This is a genomic window from Campylobacter iguaniorum, assembly GCF_000736415.1.
Lineage (GTDB): Bacteria > Campylobacterota > Campylobacteria > Campylobacterales > Campylobacteraceae > Campylobacter > Campylobacter iguaniorum.
Map to the genome: position 1 here is coordinate 1611243 of NZ_CP009043.1, position 17515 is coordinate 1628757.

General features: G+C 37.7%; 16 protein-coding genes and 1 tRNA gene. 11 read left to right on the top strand and 6 right to left on the bottom strand.

Annotation, left to right across the window (positions count from 1 at the left end; genetic code table 11):
- Nucleotides 1-43 precede the first annotated feature (43 nt).
- Nucleotides 44-739, top strand: a complete 696-nt coding sequence (locus tag CIG1485E_RS08170) for an SIMPL domain-containing protein (RefSeq protein ID WP_038455327.1) — start codon at nt 44-46, stop codon at nt 737-739.
- 64 nt (nt 740-803) lie between these two features.
- On the opposite strand, the gene CIG1485E_RS08175 is transcribed toward CIG1485E_RS08170, so the two are convergent.
- From CIG1485E_RS08175 to CIG1485E_RS08190, 4 genes are all read right to left on the bottom strand, one after another.
- A complete protein-coding gene (locus tag CIG1485E_RS08175) occupies nt 804-1433 on the bottom strand; it encodes a nitroreductase family protein (RefSeq protein ID WP_038455329.1) in 630 nt (209 codons plus the stop codon).
- Between the two features lie 12 nt (nt 1434-1445).
- Nucleotides 1446-1880, bottom strand: a complete 435-nt coding sequence (locus tag CIG1485E_RS08180) for a MarR family winged helix-turn-helix transcriptional regulator (RefSeq protein WP_038455331.1) — start codon at nt 1878-1880, stop codon at nt 1446-1448.
- Nucleotides 1881-1980: 100 nt separating this feature from the next.
- Nucleotides 1981-2835: a DMT family transporter gene (locus CIG1485E_RS08185; RefSeq protein WP_038455333.1), complete on the bottom strand. Its 855-nt coding sequence runs from the start codon at nt 2833-2835 to the stop codon at nt 1981-1983.
- Nucleotides 2836-2885: 50 nt separating this feature from the next.
- Nucleotides 2886-4190 carry a Na+/H+ antiporter family protein gene (locus tag CIG1485E_RS08190; protein WP_038455334.1) on the bottom strand — a complete coding sequence of 435 codons (1305 nt, stop codon included), beginning with the start codon at nt 4188-4190 and terminating at the stop codon, nt 2886-2888.
- A 158-nt stretch (nt 4191-4348) separates the two neighbouring features.
- Here CIG1485E_RS08190 and ilvD point away from each other — a divergent pair, with 158 nt between their 5' ends.
- The 9 genes from ilvD (at nt 4349) to CIG1485E_RS09740 (ending at nt 13747) form a co-directional block, all read left to right on the top strand.
- Nucleotides 4349-6022 (top strand): dihydroxy-acid dehydratase, encoded by a 1674-nt coding sequence (gene ilvD / locus CIG1485E_RS08195; RefSeq protein WP_038455335.1) that lies wholly within the window; start codon nt 4349-4351, stop codon nt 6020-6022.
- A 73-nt stretch (nt 6023-6095) separates the two neighbouring features.
- Nucleotides 6096-6347 carry a hypothetical protein gene (locus CIG1485E_RS08200; RefSeq protein ID WP_038455337.1) on the top strand — a complete coding sequence of 84 codons (252 nt, stop codon included), beginning with the start codon at nt 6096-6098 and terminating at the stop codon, nt 6345-6347.
- Nucleotides 6348-6465: 118 nt separating this feature from the next.
- Entirely contained in the window at nt 6466-7533 is a 1068-nt protein-coding gene (locus tag CIG1485E_RS08205) for a hypothetical protein (protein ID WP_038455339.1), read from the top strand.
- A 164-nt stretch (nt 7534-7697) separates the two neighbouring features.
- Nucleotides 7698-9341: a CTP synthase gene (locus CIG1485E_RS08210; RefSeq protein ID WP_038455341.1), complete on the top strand. Its 1644-nt coding sequence runs from the start codon at nt 7698-7700 to the stop codon at nt 9339-9341.
- A complete protein-coding gene (gene recJ / locus CIG1485E_RS08215) occupies nt 9331-10905 on the top strand; it encodes a single-stranded-DNA-specific exonuclease RecJ (RefSeq protein ID WP_038455730.1) in 1575 nt (524 codons plus the stop codon). Before CIG1485E_RS08210 ends, recJ begins: the two co-directional genes overlap by 11 nt.
- 16 nt (nt 10906-10921) lie before the next feature.
- Nucleotides 10922-12109 (top strand): Na+/H+ antiporter NhaA, encoded by a 1188-nt coding sequence (gene nhaA / locus CIG1485E_RS08220; RefSeq protein ID WP_038455343.1) that lies wholly within the window; start codon nt 10922-10924, stop codon nt 12107-12109.
- A gap of 2 nt (nt 12110-12111) precedes the next feature.
- Nucleotides 12112-12576 (top strand): hypothetical protein, encoded by a 465-nt coding sequence (locus CIG1485E_RS08225; RefSeq protein WP_081867156.1) that lies wholly within the window; start codon nt 12112-12114, stop codon nt 12574-12576.
- Nucleotides 12577-12723: 147 nt separating this feature from the next.
- On the top strand, nt 12724-13596 hold the full coding sequence (locus CIG1485E_RS08230) for a Fic family protein (RefSeq protein WP_200876035.1): 873 nt from the start codon (nt 12724-12726) through the stop codon (nt 13594-13596).
- Complete coding sequence (locus tag CIG1485E_RS09740; protein WP_200876036.1) at nt 13556-13747, top strand: hypothetical protein; 192 nt, start codon at nt 13556-13558, stop codon at nt 13745-13747. Before CIG1485E_RS08230 ends, CIG1485E_RS09740 begins: the two co-directional genes overlap by 41 nt.
- A gap of 132 nt (nt 13748-13879) precedes the next feature.
- Here the strand turns inward: CIG1485E_RS09740 and CIG1485E_RS08235 are convergent.
- Nucleotides 13880-13956, bottom strand: a tRNA-Met gene (locus CIG1485E_RS08235).
- A gap of 117 nt (nt 13957-14073) precedes the next feature.
- On the opposite strand from CIG1485E_RS08235, the gene CIG1485E_RS08240 reads away from it, so the two are divergent.
- Complete coding sequence (locus tag CIG1485E_RS08240) at nt 14074-14850, top strand: hypothetical protein (RefSeq protein WP_038455348.1); 777 nt, start codon at nt 14074-14076, stop codon at nt 14848-14850.
- Nucleotides 14851-15030: 180 nt separating this feature from the next.
- On the opposite strand, the gene CIG1485E_RS08245 is transcribed toward CIG1485E_RS08240, so the two are convergent.
- A complete protein-coding gene (locus CIG1485E_RS08245; protein ID WP_038455350.1) occupies nt 15031-17451 on the bottom strand; it encodes a flagellar hook-basal body complex protein in 2421 nt (806 codons plus the stop codon).
- Between the last annotated feature and the right edge of the window lie 64 nt (nt 17452-17515).

Below are 17515 nucleotides of genomic sequence, written 5' to 3' on the forward strand. Positions count from 1 at the left end.
TAAATTCCGTGCTACAATCAGCTAAATTTTATAAGGATAATCTATGGAAAACAAAAATAACTTTGCGTTTTTAAGCATTTCGATTGTCACTGCTTCTATCATTTTAGCAGTTGGTCTTAGCGGAATAGTGCAAAAAGACAGTAGCATAAGCGTGCGTGGACTAGCGCAACGTGAGGTGCCAGCAGATTTAGCCGTATGGCAAATGAGCTTTTCTTTGGGAGATAATGACCTAAAAATATTGCAAAAAACCATACTAGAAAAAACCAAAATCGCTGAAAATTTCTTGAAAAAATATGGCTTAAATGCTGAGGATTACATCGTCCAAGCCCCATCTATCACAGATAATTCCATAAATCCATATATGGACTCCGAGAGAGTTCGCTACACTTACATAGCCAAGGTAAATTTGCTAGTGCGAACTAATAAAATCCAAGATATCAAAAAAGCTCAGGCAAACTCGCTCGACCTTGCAAGTGATGGTATCGCAATAAGTCAAGAGTATGAAAACAGGATTTCGTATGAGTTTACTGGGCTTAATGATATAAAACCAGCGATGATAGCCGAAGCGACTAAAAATGCAAGAGCAGCAGCCGCTCAGTTTGCAAAGGATTCAGGAAGCCAGGTCGGTAAGATCAAAAAAGCAACCCAAGGGCTATTTAGTATCGAAAACGCAGCCGTCGGACTAGAAGATACAAAAAGCATAAGAGTCGTCACACAAGTCGAATATCTGCTAAAATAAAAGCCAAATAAGCCACTTCGTAAATTTACGCTTGTGGCTGTTTCCGCCTTATATTTTGCTCGTATTACCATTTATTTTTGTGGATTTTGTCTGCTATTTTAATCTCTTTTTGTTTTAAATTTGGTGCTTTGTCTGATTTGTATCCGATAGCTAAAAAACAAGCCAATTCATAATCAGCTGGAGCGCCAACTACTTGTTTGACATGCTCGCTCTCATCCATGATCGGTATATGCAACGCGCAAGCCAAACCCTCTGCAGTAGCCCCAAGCATTATATTTTCTATCGACGCCCAAGCCGACGCGAAATAATTCAAAGAGCTTAGATTTTTTGGTTTTAGCAAAGGACTGCCAATCTGCCTAAAAAACGGCAAAACCAAGCAGTTGCTCTGCATTAGCATACGTTGTTGTTTTGGCATAGCATCGACAAACATCGCATACTCATCTTTATCCATAACTTCAGCTAGATCACTTACATTGCTTTTCGTAAAAGAAGCGATATTACCCTCAATGGGCGCTAAAATTTTGATTATATTTTCATATCCACGCACGACTACAAACTCTAATTGTCTCAAATGGTCATTTGACGGTGCTTTTAAGCCAGCACCAAGTATCTTACTCAAAACCTCATCAGGCACTTCTTTATCGCTAAAATCCCTAACCGTTCTTCTGTTTTCTAAAACCTCATAAAACTCCATAATTTTTTCCTTTTAGTTGATTTTTTCTTCAAGATTTTTTAGTATTCTTTGCAAATTTTGCTCAAATATCTTTATCTCAGGCTCGCTAAATCCAGCGTAAAATATATCGCTCATCTCTTTTGACATTTTTTCATACTCATTTTCTAGCGCCTTTGCCTCATCACTCAAAACGATAAGCACCTTACGCCTATCTTTAGCATCAAAAGTCCTTGAAATAAGTCCTAGCTTTTCCATATTATCTAGCATATTTGTCATCGTTGTTTTGGCAAGTCCAGTTTTTGCAGCTATTTCTTGGATAGGCATATTGTCTTGCTTCCAAAGCACTGAAAGGATCCGTCCTTGAGCACCAGTAAAGGCTGTGATGTTGTTTTTAGCTAAAATTTGAGCGACGATTCTGCCGTTAAGCTGTTTGATTTGTGAAATTAAAAATCCACCTTTGTATTTCATAATATACAACCTAAATTAATTTTGTTTAGTATATTACTATTTAGGACTATTTGTCAAGGGATTTTAGTGGTTTTAAAATTTAAAGTACAAATTTACTGTTTTACTTCCGTCTAGCTAGTATGCCAGATACAATGACTAAAGCAAGAGAGATAAGGTGGGCTTTTAGTATCTCTTCATCAAAAAACAAAACAAGCAAAAACGCCGATAAAACAGGTATCACGAAGATAAACAAAGCTGCAAAAGACGCATCCAATTCGCGCAAAGCTTTTATCCAAAACAGATATGAAATGCCGTTTAAAAATATACCATTTATAAGTATAAATCCCCATTCGCTCGCACTTGGAAGCCTAAACTCACTAAAAAATAAAACGCTAAAAAATGAATAGATAATCGCACTAAAAAAGTAAATAGCAACTGCATTTTGCGGATTTATGGCGACTCTTTTGCTAAGCACTGAAAAAAGCGCAAAGCTAAAAGCCCCCAAACAAACTATCAGCAAAGCACTCACGTTACTAAAGCTAAAGCCAAGCAAATCCCCCTTACTAAGCACCACAAAAGTACCTAAAAATCCAAGCCCTAAGGCAAAAATTTTGCCTGAATTTAGCCTTTCATTTAGCAAGATTACTGACAAAATCACGATAAAAATCGGCCAAGTGTATTGCACGGCTAGGACTTCTAAGCCACCAGCTTTTTGATAGCCAAAGTACAAAAGCAAATAGTAAAAAAAGTCTAAAAATCCAAGAAAAAATAGCAAAGCATAAGTCTTAGGCTTATACCGCGCAAGCCCATTTATATCGCCACTTATCAAAGCAAAGAAAAGCACAGACAAAGAAGAAATAATGCTCGAATAAAAAAGGTATTGATGATGATCCAAGCTCACACCAGCAAATTTAGTAAAAACTGGTATAAACGACCACAAAACAATACATAAAATCAGGTAAAAAACAGCTCTCATGAAATGCTTCTAAATGGTAGTAAATTTGGTGCCAAATTAGCACCAAATTTTTAGATAAAGAGTGAAAATACCACGCCACACACGATTAACGGGATATTGAAAAATATAAAAGTAGGCACACAAGTATCATAAATGTGGTTGTGTTTGCCGTCCGCATTTAGACCAGAAGTAGGCCCAAGAGTGCTATCACTAGCCGGACTTCCAGCGTCCCCCACAGCAGCTGCTATACCCACAAGCAAGATGATAGCTGGCACGCTAAATCCAAGACTCACGCAAAGTGGCACATAAATCGCTGCGATGATAGGAATAGTCCCAAAGCTTGTCCCAATACCCATAGTCACTAAAAGCCCGATCACTAGCATGATGATCGCCCCGCCAAGCTTGCCACCGCTCACTGCACTTGCGAAGCTTATTAGCTCAGCTATGCCGCCAGTTTCGCGGATGACATTACCAAATCCGGCAGCCACAAGCATCACAAAAGCGATAAACGCCATCATAGCTAGACCTCTTTCCATGACTTTATCCATTTTTTTGTACTCAATACCACCGAAAATAATCATAAAAATAAGCCCAGCCAAAGCTCCAAGCGGAAGCGAACTACTCCAAATTTGAATACCAAAAGCAAGCACCGCGCCACCTAGCACAGACCACTCTTTCGCACTCATTTTTAGATCTTTTGTCGCTTCAAAAAGATCTTTTGATTCTTCTTTCGTTTCACCGTAAATTCGTGGTTTTCTGTAGTAAAACACAGCCAAAAGCAAGCCCACAAGCATAGCCGCCCCACCAAGCCACATAACTGAGCCAATATCGCTTATTTCTACGTTTATGCCGTTATTACCAAGCTCTTTTTTGAGTATGTTGTGAAAAAGCAGACCAAAACCCACAGAGATACTCACATACGGAGCTTGAAGCCCAAAAGTAAGAGCGCACGCCACAGCTCTTCTATCAATGCCGATTTTATTCATCAAAGCAAGAAGTGGAGGGATAAGAATAGGTATAAAAGCGATATGCACAGGGATTAAATTTTGTGAAAAACAAGCAAAAAACGCGACACTTAGCACAAACCAAGTTGATTTTTTGCTGATAAACTTACCGACATAGTGTATCAAAATCGGCGTTAGATTACTCATACCAATGGCAGCTGCCAAAGCCCCAAGAAGTATGTAGCTAAGGGCAGTTTCAAGGTTGCCTTGCATACCGCTGATGAGTAAATTTGTAGTCTCTACCAAGCCCTTGCCACTGATCAGCCCAGCACTAATAGCCGAAATCAAAATCGCCAGCAAGACATTAAAACGCATCAAACACAAAACACACATAAGCAAAACGCTTATCAAAACTGGATTTGTTAGAAGCATAAATTTCCTTTTTGTAAGTGATTATAAAGGTCTTATTATACATTGATTTGCTTAAATTTAGAAAATATTTACTATAAAAACTAGCTTAAAAAGTCTGTTTTTTTATTTTTAAACTTAAATTTGCTAAAATGCACCAAATTTAAATTTAAAGGTAACTTATGAGAAGTGATAACATAAAAAAGGGCTACACCAAGACACCTCATCGCTCGCTTTTACGTGCGACAGGACTTCAAGACAGCGATTTTGACAAGCCATTTATCGGCGTTGCAAATAGCTTTATAGAGATTATTCCGGGGCATTTTTTCTTAAATAAATACTCTGAAATTTTAAAAGACGAAATCCGCAAAAACGGCTGCGTGCCTTTTGAGTTTAACACAATCGGCGTGGATGACGGCATCGCTATGGGGCATGAGGGTATGCTCTACTCACTCCCAAGCCGTGAAATCATCGCTAATTCAGTAGAAACTGTGATGAACGCTCACTGCTTAGACGCTCTAGTATGTATGCCAAACTGCGATAAAATCGTGCCTGGAATGCTAATGGGAGCTTTGAGAGTAAATGTGCCAACCATCTTCATAAGTGGTGGACCAATGGCTGCAGGCGTGGGACAAAACGGCGAAGCACTAGATCTAAACTCGGCTTTTGAAGCTGTTGGCGCGTATGAAACTAAGCAGATAGATGACGCAAAGCTTAAATTTATCGAGTGCAATGCTTGTCCAGGTGGGGGAAGCTGCTCTGGAATGTTTACGGCTAATTCTATGAATACACTTTGCGAAGCTATGGGCGTCGCACTTCCTGGAAATGGCACGATTCTAGCTCTAACCCCTGAGCGTGAAGAGCTTATCCGCAAGGCAGCGCGTAGAATCTGTGAAATCGCCCTTGATGATCGCTATAAAATCCGCAATATTGTCAATGAAAAAACTATCAAAAACGCAATGGTAGTCGATATGGCTATGGGCGGTAGCTCAAATACCATTCTCCACATGCTAGCAATTAGCCGTGAAGCTGGAGCCCCACTAGACATAGCTAAGCTAAACGACATAAGTCGCAGCGTCCCACACATCGCCAAGATCGCTCCAAGTCTTCCAAGCGTACATATGCAAGACGTCGCCAGAGCTGGCGGGCTAAGTGCTGTGATAAACGAAATAGCTAAATTTGATGCGAATTTACTAAATCTTGACGCGCTTACTATCAGCGGCGAAAGTCTTGGGGAACGTGTAGGAAATGCCAAGATCTTAGATGAGAACGTGATTCATACAGTAGCAAATGCTTACTCAAAAGTCGGCGGTCTGGCTATTTTGTTTGGTAATCTAGCCGAGCAAGGATGTGTGATCAAGGCTGCTGGAATCATCGGCGAGCGTAAATTTAGCGGTAAGGCAGTTTGCTTTAATTCCCAAGATGAGGCAATCGCTGGAATCTCAAGTGGAAAAGTAGTAAAAGGTGACGTCGTCGTCCTAAGATACGAAGGCCCAAAAGGCGGTCCTGGCATGCAAGAAATGCTAAGCCCAACAAGCCTAATAGTCGGTCGTGGTCTTGGAGCCGACGTAGCGCTCATCACTGATGGCAGATTTAGTGGTGCGACTCGTGGGCTAAGTATCGGTCACGTAAGCCCTGAAGCTGCTGAGGGCGGTATGATAGGACTACTAAAAGACGGCGATATCATCGATATAAACGTAGATGAGTTTAGCATAAATGTGCGTTTGAGTGACGAAGAGATCGCTAAACGCGCTAAAGAGTGGAAATACGCTGGAAAAGTTGTAAATAGCAGGTGGCTAAGACAATACCAAAAACTAGTCACAAACGCAAGCAACGGCGCAATTTTAGAAGCTTAAGATTTAGATGTATAAAAATTTAGGGCAATTTTAGCCCTAAATTTTGTGTTGTATTTTTTATTAAGGAAAGTAGATGAGAGAAGTAAAATTGATAGAGAATGAAATTTTAGATTTAAAAGATTTTTTAAACAAAATTGACAGACTAGAAGATATTTTAAACGAAGATAACTTAAATGAAGGTAATGTAAATTTTATTTTTCAAGACAATAATTATAAAACATCTAAGGTTTTAAAAAAACTAAACTCTCATAAACTAAATAAAAAAATAGATGAAACTACAAAAATTTTAGATATTTTACTTAAATTTAAGGCCAGAAAATCTTAAAAAAGCAAAAGAAAACATAAACAAACAGATAAAACTCTTAAATACTCAAATAGACTTATTAGCCAAAAAAGAAGAAGCTAGTAGCATAAATGATCTAAAAAAGATAGGAAATAGCTTTTTGGAAAATGAGGTTTTTTTATATGAAAAAGGCTATTACTACACAAAAGAAAGTATAGGGTTTCATTTAGGAAAAATATTTAATTACCACTTGACTAAATTTGGGCGTTGTATATTAAAGAATATATTATCATTAACACCTATTTTTATTTTCATTGGATTTGCGAGTGTATTGCCGTATTTTTTAGCTGAAAATTTACCCATTCCTTCCATTGATAACGTTTATTTTGCATATGCTGGAATTTGGGGTGCGCTTATATTTAGCTATACATTTTTACTCTTGATACTTTATATGTATTCAAATTTTTGCATATATAGAATGCGAAACAAATTCATTATTTATGCCAAACTAACATTGTGGATACTAATACTTTGTGTAATGATCTATTTTTTGGCACTGAATTACCACACACATTTTCCAGAATTTTTTCAACAATTTTTAGAAGAAAATGAAAAAAAATTAAATTTATTATTTGAAAATATTATCTATATAATTTACACATATATGGCTGGATATGCAGTCATTGCCATCATATTCTTATTGAAAAAAGAAATTTCATATATGCTTTCCACTTATGCAATTTTTTCATTTGAGCTTATTTGTTTAATGATTTTTCTAAAAAATCCAACTTTTTTAGTATTTTCAAGTATTATGGCTCTCATGTTTTTTAATTATGTTCTTAGCCGAGAGAAAAAATTTGATTATAAAATTTCTGTTGGTTTGACTGTAATATTCATACTTTTATCTTTTATTATTACTGCTCCGAATATTGCACGCATGTCACATATTGCAAATCATTATGGTGATTTTTGGATAGATAACAAAGAAATCAAAGATTTAAACATAACTGACGATAGTTTTATTTGCGATAAAAATAAAGATAAAAACAACACAGAAAATGTCTTAAACACTATAAAATACACTTGTATTTTATATAAAGACCAAAATAGAACCAAATTTTCAAATTTACTTGTTCGCACAGAAAAAAATGGAGAATATTTTTTTAGAGCAACTTTTAAAGGAGATATTATAGACAAAAAAGAGGATTTTAAAGCTCCTATAAAATAACAAGCCTAAATATAAGCAAATATTGGTATAAAGAATTATTGCAAATTATTTATCTATTTTATATTGTCTTTGATTTCATCTGTTTAGATATAAATCCCAAATTCATCATACCATAAAAAAACTTTTGATATAATCCTGAAATTAAAAATTAATAGGATAAAATAATGTCTAAATTTAAAGAAACTAAGTATATTTTTGTCACTGGTGGTGTGCTTTCTAGCCTTGGCAAGGGCATAGCAGCCGCTAGCATCGCAACTTTGCTAAAAAACGTAGGTTTAAAGGTTAGCATACTTAAAGCCGATCCATACATAAACGTAGATCCTGGCACAATGAGTCCGCTTGAGCATGGCGAAGTTTTCGTCACTGATGACGGCGCTGAGACAGACCTTGATTTGGGGCATTATGAGAGATTTTTGGACGAGAGCCTAAGCCAAAGAAACAACTTCACGACAGGTAGAGTCTATAGCTCAGTCATAGAAAAAGAACGCCGTGGCGACTACCTTGGCAAAACAATCCAAGTCATTCCGCACATCGTCGGCGAGATAGTGGGACGCATCAAAAAAGCCGGAGAGGGCAAAGATATCCTTATAGTCGAGATCGGCGGGACAGTCGGAGATATCGAAGGACTTCCATTTTTGGAGGCGATTCGCGCTCTAAGAAGTGAAGTTGGCAAGAAAAACGGTATGTTTATCCACCTAACTCTTGTGCCATATATCAAAGTCGCTGGTGAGCTAAAAACCAAACCAACCCAACACAGTGTCGGCGAGCTAAGACGCATCGGTATTAGCCCAGATATGATAATCTGCCGCTCAGAAATGCCACTAAACCGTGAACTAAAAGACAAAATCGCAGCGAGCTGTGGCGTAGAGAGAAACTGTGTCATCGAAAGCCCAGACCTTCAAAGCATATATCAAGTCCCACTAAGCTTCTTAAAACAAGATATTTTGACCCCAATAGCTGATGCTTTAGAGCTTGGCGAGCTTAAACCAGATATGCAAAACTGGGATAATCTAGTAAAAAGAGTTATCGCTCCAAGCGATAGCGTGACAATCGCATTTGTCGGCAAATACGTCGATCTAAAAGAGAGCTATAAGAGCTTAACTGAAAGCATTATCCACGCAGGGGCAAATTTAGACGCTAGAGTAAATTTAAAATGGTGCGATAGTGAAAAAATCGACGAAAACAACGTCGAAGAAACCCTAAAAGACGTCGATGCCATACTTGTAGCTGGTGGATTTGGAAGTAGAGGCGTCGAGGGCAAAATGCAAGCCATAAAATACGCTAGAATTAATAAAATCCCATACCTTGGTATCTGCCTTGGAATGCAGTTAAGCTTAATTGAATTTGCTAGAAATGTATTAAATTTAGAAGATGCAAATTCAGTTGAGTTCAAAGAAGATTGCAAAAATCCTATAATCTATCTAATCGACAGCTTCATCGATGCAAGCGGCAAAAAACAACTCCGCACCCACAAAAGCCCACTTGGTGGCACAATGCGTCTTGGAAGCTACAAATGCAACATTCTTGATGGCTCACTTCTTAGCAAAGTCTATGGTGGCGCAAAAACCATAAAAGAACGCCACCGCCACAGATATGAAGCCAATCCAGCTTATAGAGAGCAGTTTGAGACAAACGGGCTAATCGTATGTGGCGAGAGCGATGGGCTGATCGAAGCAGTAGAGCTAAAAGGACATCCATTTTTCCTTGGAGTGCAATTCCACCCAGAATTCACATCTCGTCTAACCAAACCAAATCCAGCGATTTTAGGCTTTATAAAAGCTGGAATAGACAACAAAAATGTTAGATAAGAATGAAATAAAGGAAATTCTGAGCCAAAGATTTAGCAATGACTTACATAAAAAACTCTCAGAAATTCCTCTTCCATGCGAATTAAAAGACACTTATAAAGCTGCTAACCGTATAAAAACCGCTATCCAAAACAACGAACTCATAGCGGTCGTAGGCGACTATGACGTCGATGGCGTGGTAAGTACTGCTATTATGGCGGAGTTTTTTACTGATATTAGTGCTGATTTTATCATCCGTATCCCAAACCGCTTTAAAGACGGTTATGGGCTAAATGCAGACATCATAAGTGAGCTTGAAAATGTAAGTCTAATCATAACAGTCGATAATGGCATAAGCGCGAATGACGCAGCTGAAATTTGCCTACAAAAAGGCATCGATCTCATCATCACAGATCACCATATGCCACCACCCGTACTACCAAAAGCCTACGCTATAATCAATCCAAAACAACCAGAATGCACCTTTCCAAATATCGAAATTTGTGGCGCTCAAGTGGCTTGGTATTTAGTAGGAGCCCTAAAAGAAGTTTGCAATCTCAAAAACTACGATATGGGTAAATTTTTAGACCTTTTAGCGCTTGCTATCATAGCCGATATGATGGAATTAAGGGATTTGAACCGTATTTTAGTAAGGCTTGGGATCACAAAGCTAAACTCAAGCAAAAGAGCCTGTTTTGAAGCGATAAAAGATTATTACGCAAAAGATAAATTTGAGTTTGATGATATAAGCTTTCTTATAGCTCCACTTATCAACTCAGCTGGCAGAATGGACGACGCAACTATATCTTATAAATTTTTAAGAAGCAAATCTGTAGATGAGGCAAAAGACTGCCTTGATATGATAACTGGGTTCAACAACTCCAGAAAAGAAGAGGAAAAAGCACTCTTTGAAAGCTCCATAAAAGACGTCAGCGACAACGACGAAATCATAATCGCATGGGGCAATGAGTGGCATGAGGGCGTCATAGGCATAGTAGCAAGTCGCCTTGCCAAACGCTACAAAAAACCAGCCATTGTCTTTAGCATAGATGGTTGCAGAGCCAAAGGAAGCGCTAGAAGCGTGGGTAAATTTGACATTTTAGCTCTTATTGCCAGTCAAGAAAATCTGCTTTGTGGATTTGGCGGACACAAGGGAGCAGCTGGGCTTGTCATAGAAACTAGCAAGCTTGAAGAGTTCAAACACGCCGTCAATAACTCTTGCTTTTTGCAAGATTTATATGATTTTAGCGGCAATGACGAAATACTTGGCGAGATCGATCACAACGCCATAGATTACGAGCTTTTGGAGATTTTGGAGTATTTCGAGCCTTATGGTCAAAAAAACCCAAGACCACTTTTTGAGCTAAAAAACGCCAGAGTGAAAAACCTTAAATTTATAGGCAAAGAAGAGAGCCATTTAAAACTCATACTTCAAAAAGATAATAAATCTTATGAAGCCATATTTTTCAACTACGATCACGCTCCAAAAGTCGGAGATAGCATAGATATGCTCTTATCTGTAGCCAAAAACTCATTTCGTGGGCTTATCACACCGCAACTTTTAGTAAAAGAAATTTATAATTAGATTAGGAGAAACATAGATGCACTTGATTTTGAACTTCGTAAAACACGAATCATTCGCAGGAGTTTTGCTTATCATCGCAACGATTTTAGCACTCATTGCTCAAAATGGCGGTATGAGTAGCTTTTATACAGAGATTTTAAGAGCTGAGTTTACAATCGGCTTTCAAGACGGATATGCTCTGTCAAAACCACTTATTTTGTGGGTAAATGATGGACTTATGGCAATATTTTTCTTTGTCGTTGGACTTGAGCTAAAAAGAGAAATCGTCCAAGGCGAACTATCAAAACCATCTCAAGTCGCACTTCCTATCATCGGCGCTCTTGGTGGAGTTATCGCTCCAGCGGTAATTTTTTGGTTTTTTAATCACGCTGATGACTTTGCCATACGTGGCTGGGCGATCCCGACTGCGACTGATATAGCCTTCGCGCTTGGCGTTTTGCTGCTTCTTGGCAAAAAGGTTCCATCAAGCCTAAAGATATTTTTGCTAACCCTTGCTATCATTGATGACCTTTGTGCTATCGTAATCATCGCGATTTTTTACACCACCCAGCTCTCTATGATCTCTTTTGCGATAGCTGGAGCTTGTATCGCTGTGCTAGCAGTTTTCAACCACTACGGCGTATCTAAAAAATCATTTTACATACTAGTTACCATAATACTTTGGGTAAGCGTGCTAAAAAGCGGCGTCCATGCGACTATTGCTGGGGTCGTGGCGGCGTTTTTCATCCCTATGAAAGACAAAAGCGGCAAAAACCTGCTTGAAGAGCTAGAACACGACTGGCACGGCATCACAAGCTATTTTATACTTCCTGTTTTTGCCTTTGTCAATGCTGGGGTTCCACTTCACGGGGTGTATTTCGAGCAGCTTCTAAACTCAGTCGGACTTGGCATTTTCTTTGGATTATTTATAGGCAAGCAAGTTGGCGTATTTATATTTAGCTATTTGTTTATCAAATTTGGCTTTGCCAAACTACCTGAAGGATCAAGCTGGACGCAGTTTTATGGAGTTTGTATCTTGACTGGCATAGGATTTACCATGAGCTTATTTGTGGATTCTCTAGCCTATCATGATAGCAACGCATTTTATCACGCTGACAAACTAGCTATACTTTTAGCTTCATTTACTGCTGGAGTGCTTGGCTTTATCTATCTTTTTGTCTTTGCTAAAATCAAAAATCGCAAAGAGACACAAATACAAGGATAACCTTGAAAAATAACGAACTTACAGAGTTTATAGATGGTTTTGCAAGCCTAGTAATATCAAGTTTTGATGGCAAAACCACGCATTCTAGCTACGCTCCTTGTCTTAGAAATGAGGAGTGCTTTTATATCTGTGTTTCAAAGCTTGCGAGCCACTACGCAAATTTAACCAACTATCCAAACCAAATTTCAATAATATTTTTAGAAGATGAGTGCAAAGCTAGTAGTGTATTTGATAGAAAAAGAGCTAGTTTTAGCTGCGATTGTGAGCAAATTTTTGATGAAAGAGACGCTATATTTGATAAATTTATAGCCAAATTTAGCTCCGATGAAACTCCTAAAATACTCAAAAATCTCAGTGATTTTTGCATTTTTAAACTCATATTAAAAAACGGTAGATATGTAAAAGGCTTTGGAAGTGCGTATGAAACAAGTGGATTGAATATCGTAAATCACATAATGAAAAAATAATTAAATTTAGCACATAAAACTAAGGTTGCAAATATAGATATAAAAGATTTTAAATCTGGAATTCTCAAACAAGAGTATCAGTATAAAAGTTTTTTACCAGAAAAAATTAATCATACATTTACTTGGAGTGACCCACAAATCAACACTATGTTAGAAAATGCTACTAAAGCATTAGGCGAATTAAATGCCTTTACAATGATAGTACCAAATATTGATATTTTTATACAAATGCATATTACAAAAGAAGCAAACACTTCTAGTAAAATAGAAGGAACTAAAACCGAAATAGATGAAATACTCACACCAAAAGAGCAGATAAATCCCGAAAAAAGAGATGACTGGCAAGAGGTTAGAAACTATATAGAGGCTATGAACCACGCTATTAAAGAGCTAGAAAAACTACCAATCTCGACAAGACTTATCAAAAATATTCACAAAATTCTTCTTAGTAGCGTAAGGGTAGAAGCCAAACAACCAGGCGAGTTTAGACAATCCCAAAACTGGATAGGGGGATCTAGCTTAACTACTGCATATTTTATTCCTCCTCATTATAATGAGGTTAATCCATTGATGAATGATTGGGAAATGTTCTTACATAATGAAGATATTTTTGTTCCACACCTTATAAAAATAGCTATAGCACACTATCAGTTTGAAACAATCCATCCATTTTTAGACGGAAATGGTCGCATAGGAAGACTTCTTATCACATTATATTTAGTAAGCAATGGTTTATTAAAAAAACCTTCTTTGTATCTTTCTAGTTTTATAGAACAAAATAAATCTGTTTACTATGAAGCCCTCACAAAAGTAAGAACAAATAATGATTTAAATCATTGGATTAAGTTTTTTCTAGAAGCAGTCACAATGACAGCAAATAATGGTGTGAAGACCTTTGAAAGTATCTTAAGCTTAAAGCAAGAGATGAATCAACTCACAATAAATTTTGGTAAAAAAAACACAAAACGCCAGCAAACTAATGGAGCTTTTATATCAAAAACCAATTATTTCTATAAATGATATTCTTGAGCCATTGTCGATTAGCAAACCTACTGCCAATTCATTGGTTGGTAATTTTGAAAAGCTTGGTATTTTGAAAGAATTAACCGGATATAATAGAAATAAATTATTCGCATTTGAAAAATATCTAAGCATATATTCTCAAAATTAATATTTAACTATAAAATTCTTTAGTTAAATTTGAACTGCTAAATTCAAACCAATTTAGTCAAAATTTACTTATAAAATCTAGTTATAAGATATTGCTTTTAAGAATTGATTATTTGATTAAATATAGAAGAAATGGTGCCTAGGGGGAGACTCGAACTCCCGACCTCCGGCTTATGAGACCAGCGCTCTAGCCAGCTGAGCTACCGAGGCGCACCAAAATAAAAGCGAATTATATCTCAAAAAACCTTATATATAAATTAATCCTTATTTAAATTTACATTCATTTTATTAGAGTAAAATACGCTAAATTTAACCAAAAGGATTACAATGAAAAGCTTTTTTACAAGTCTTGGGACTGGAATAGCGTTTTTGCTTTTGTTCGTTGCTGGTGCGTTTTTCAACGAATTTATCACAGCTCAAAAGGTATTTGACCAAAACAACGAAATGACCTTTTCAAGGCAATTTGACGCTAGTAGCAAAATGATGCCAAATCTCTTTGTCGCTGAGCCTAAATTTAGTGCTAAAGAGGCTCTAAGCACTCAAATCAATCTCGATACAAAAACCAAGCAAGAAATAGCAAATAGCTTTGCTACAATCACTCAAAAAGCCCAAAATAGTGGCATTTGCACAGGCGGAAGCTACTCAATAGAGCCAAATTATTCTTACGAAAATGGCAAACAAAGCTTAAGCGGTCAAAGACTAGATGCAAAGCTTATTTGTAGCTTCAAAAATGATGAGTTAAAAATCTACGATGAGCTAATCAAAGAGATTGAAAATATAGCAGCAAATAGTGAATTTATTGCGGTTTCTACCGCAGTGATCCGTCCGAGCTTCGCTCCTGAATCACTTCAAAGCTCAAAAGAAAATCTATACGATGAGATTATCAAAAACGCTATAAAATACGAAAAGCACTACTCAGAAGTTAGCCAAAAAATTTGCAAGATAAAAGATATAAATTTCTTCGCTCCAAGCATTTCAAATTTGCTCAAACACAACTTTGCTTATAGCTCTGATAGCGTTGCAAACATAGCTCTTAGCGTCGCTCCAGCACTAAAAGAAGAAGATATACAGTTAAATGCAAATGTGATTTATAGTTGTAGATAAATAAAATATTTGCAAATTTAGATTTTAAATTTAGCTATTGTGTCTCTTGCGGGCCACATTCCCAAATTTGCACCACTAAATGACCATTTAGGTCATTTAGCTATTGTGTCTCTTGTGGGCCACATTCCCAAATTTGCACCACTAAATGACCATTTAGGTCATTTAGCTATTGTGCAAATTTTATTGTTTCAATTGAAGCAATGTATTTAGCATTTGGTCACTTGTGGTTATTGTTTTTGAGTTTGCTTGATAGCCACGTTGGACGATGATGAGCTGAGTAAGCGAGCGTGAGAGATCCACATTACTCATCTCAAGGCTACTTGCACTCACGCTTCCCCTACCAGCAGTTCCAGCTCTTCCGATGACTGGAGCGCCTGAGTTTGCTGTTTGTAAGAAGTGGTTTCCGCCATCACTCTCTAAGCCTTCGTTATTAGTAAATTTCGCCACAGAAACTTGAGCTAGACCAAAGCTTCTACCATTTGAAAACGAGCCTATTATCGTTCCACTTTCATCGACTTTGATACCATTTAGCGTTCCACCAGTGTAGCCATCTTGACTTATATCGCTTGTGGTGCTTGCACTATCGTAGCTTGTAAGTCCGTCGAAATTCGCATTTTTACCGAAGTTAAACTCGATGTTTTGTCCAGCGGTGCTACCGTTATTTGCGGTAAAATTTAGAGTTGAAGGGTTAAAACCTATCAAGCTACCATCAGGTCCAAATCTAATGGTTCCAGTAAGTACGTTTGTCGGCTCACCTTCGGTTGTGTTGATTTTAGCTGGTTCTGGGACTTGTATCACCATAGACCAGTCAGTTCCGTTTTCAGCACTGAAGCCAGTCTTTGCGAAGTCTATTTTAAGCTCGTGTTTTGAGCCAAGACTATCAAAAATCTCGATTGTAGAGCTGTGAGTTGCCATATTTATACCAGCTGAAGTCCTCTCGCCAGTACCAGTGCTAAGCCCACCAGCTAACGCACCAAATGTGCTTGCTAGTTTTGTGTTTTCGTTTATGTTTGCAGCTGCGTCGCTAAATGCCGTAATAGCTAAAGTAATGTTGTAATCATTTGTATATGTATCATTATTTACTGGAGTGTTTGCTACGCCAGCTGCGTTTGTTGTAGCATCTGGGCTATCTACAGCAGAAGTCGTGCCATCTCCTGTTAAATGCTTATCATTTTCTCCATAAGCAGCATCTCCAGCTGGGTTTTTGATGACAAACTGACCTTTGTCATTTACAGATACTTCTACGCCGTCATTTAGATTTCTTTCTTGAATGCTACCATTACCATGCTCTGTGCCAGTAGCTGGAAGTACATTGCCATCAGCACCAAGTATCGCAGCAGTCCAATCAATTGGATCATTTCCTACTACTTCGCCAGTATAGTTTACAAACTCTCTAGCATCTGTTTGCATAGCAGCTCTTAGATCTTCTGTGCTATGTACTACCCTTGCTACGGCATCGTCATAGCTATGGTTTGCTGCACCAGCGACAGCACTATATGTATATTTATAAGCAGTGATTACATTTGTTTCCAAACCATTAATATCATTATCCGCAAGTGCTTCTATCTTGATATTTTTCATACTATCGGTTGTGCCGGTGTTGTTTTGATTGATTAGTTGGACTTGATTGCCATTTATGATACTTGCAGTTACTCCAGTTTTGTCTGATAGTGTATTTATCTTTGCTACCATATCGCTCAAAGTGCTTACTGTAGTAGCTGGTATCTCAATGCCATTTATTGATATGTTTAAAACAGATCCAGCAGCTAGTCCAGCTGGTGTCAAAGTCGCTTTAGCATCGCTATAGCTGACCCACATACCTTGACCCTCTCTTAATCCTATGGCTTCGCCACTATCGTTAAACAAAACCCCAAGATCTACGCCACGCTCATAAAGCTTGTTTTGTTTATTTTTATCTACATAAAATTCATTATCGCCAGTATCGTCTTCATTATGGACTTCATTGTCTTCTTTGATATTATTTCCATTTAGATCTGTCCAGCCAGCGTGAGTATCAAGAGAGTAGATAGGGGATTTTTGCTCTCCTATGTCATCTCCTGAGTTTAGGTTTCCTTTGATATTTACTTCTGTTGTAGCGTTTGCTGGAGTGCTTAGTCCTGGCTCTATTTTGATATTTTTGATAGGTCCAGTAGCGTCTATCAGCCCAGTATTTTCATCTCTCATCCAGCCTTGGACTATATAGCCGTTTTGGTCTACAAAGTTACCTTGTGAATCACGCAAGAAATCGCCGTTTCTTGTATAAGTGTAGGTCTTGCCGCCGTCAGGAGAAACGATAAAAAATCCATCGCCTTGTAAGGCTAAGTCGGTGTTTTTTTCTGTGGTTTGGATAGAACCTTGTTTAAATATTTTTGTTACTGCGTTTATCTCTGTTCCAAGTCCGATTTGCATTGAGTTTGTACCACCAAGATTGCCTTGTGGAGCAGTAGCGACCTTTGATGTTTGACTAAATAGGTCAGCGAAACTCACTCTTGAGTATTTATAACCTATAGTATTTACATTTGCTACGTTATCGCCCTCAACGTCCATTGCGATTTGGTGTGCCTGAAGTCCACTTACTCCAGACCAAAGTGCTCTCATCATGTCTTATCCTTTTTGATAGCTTTAATAGTTTTATTGATTAAAAACTAAATTTGCAAGGATATAA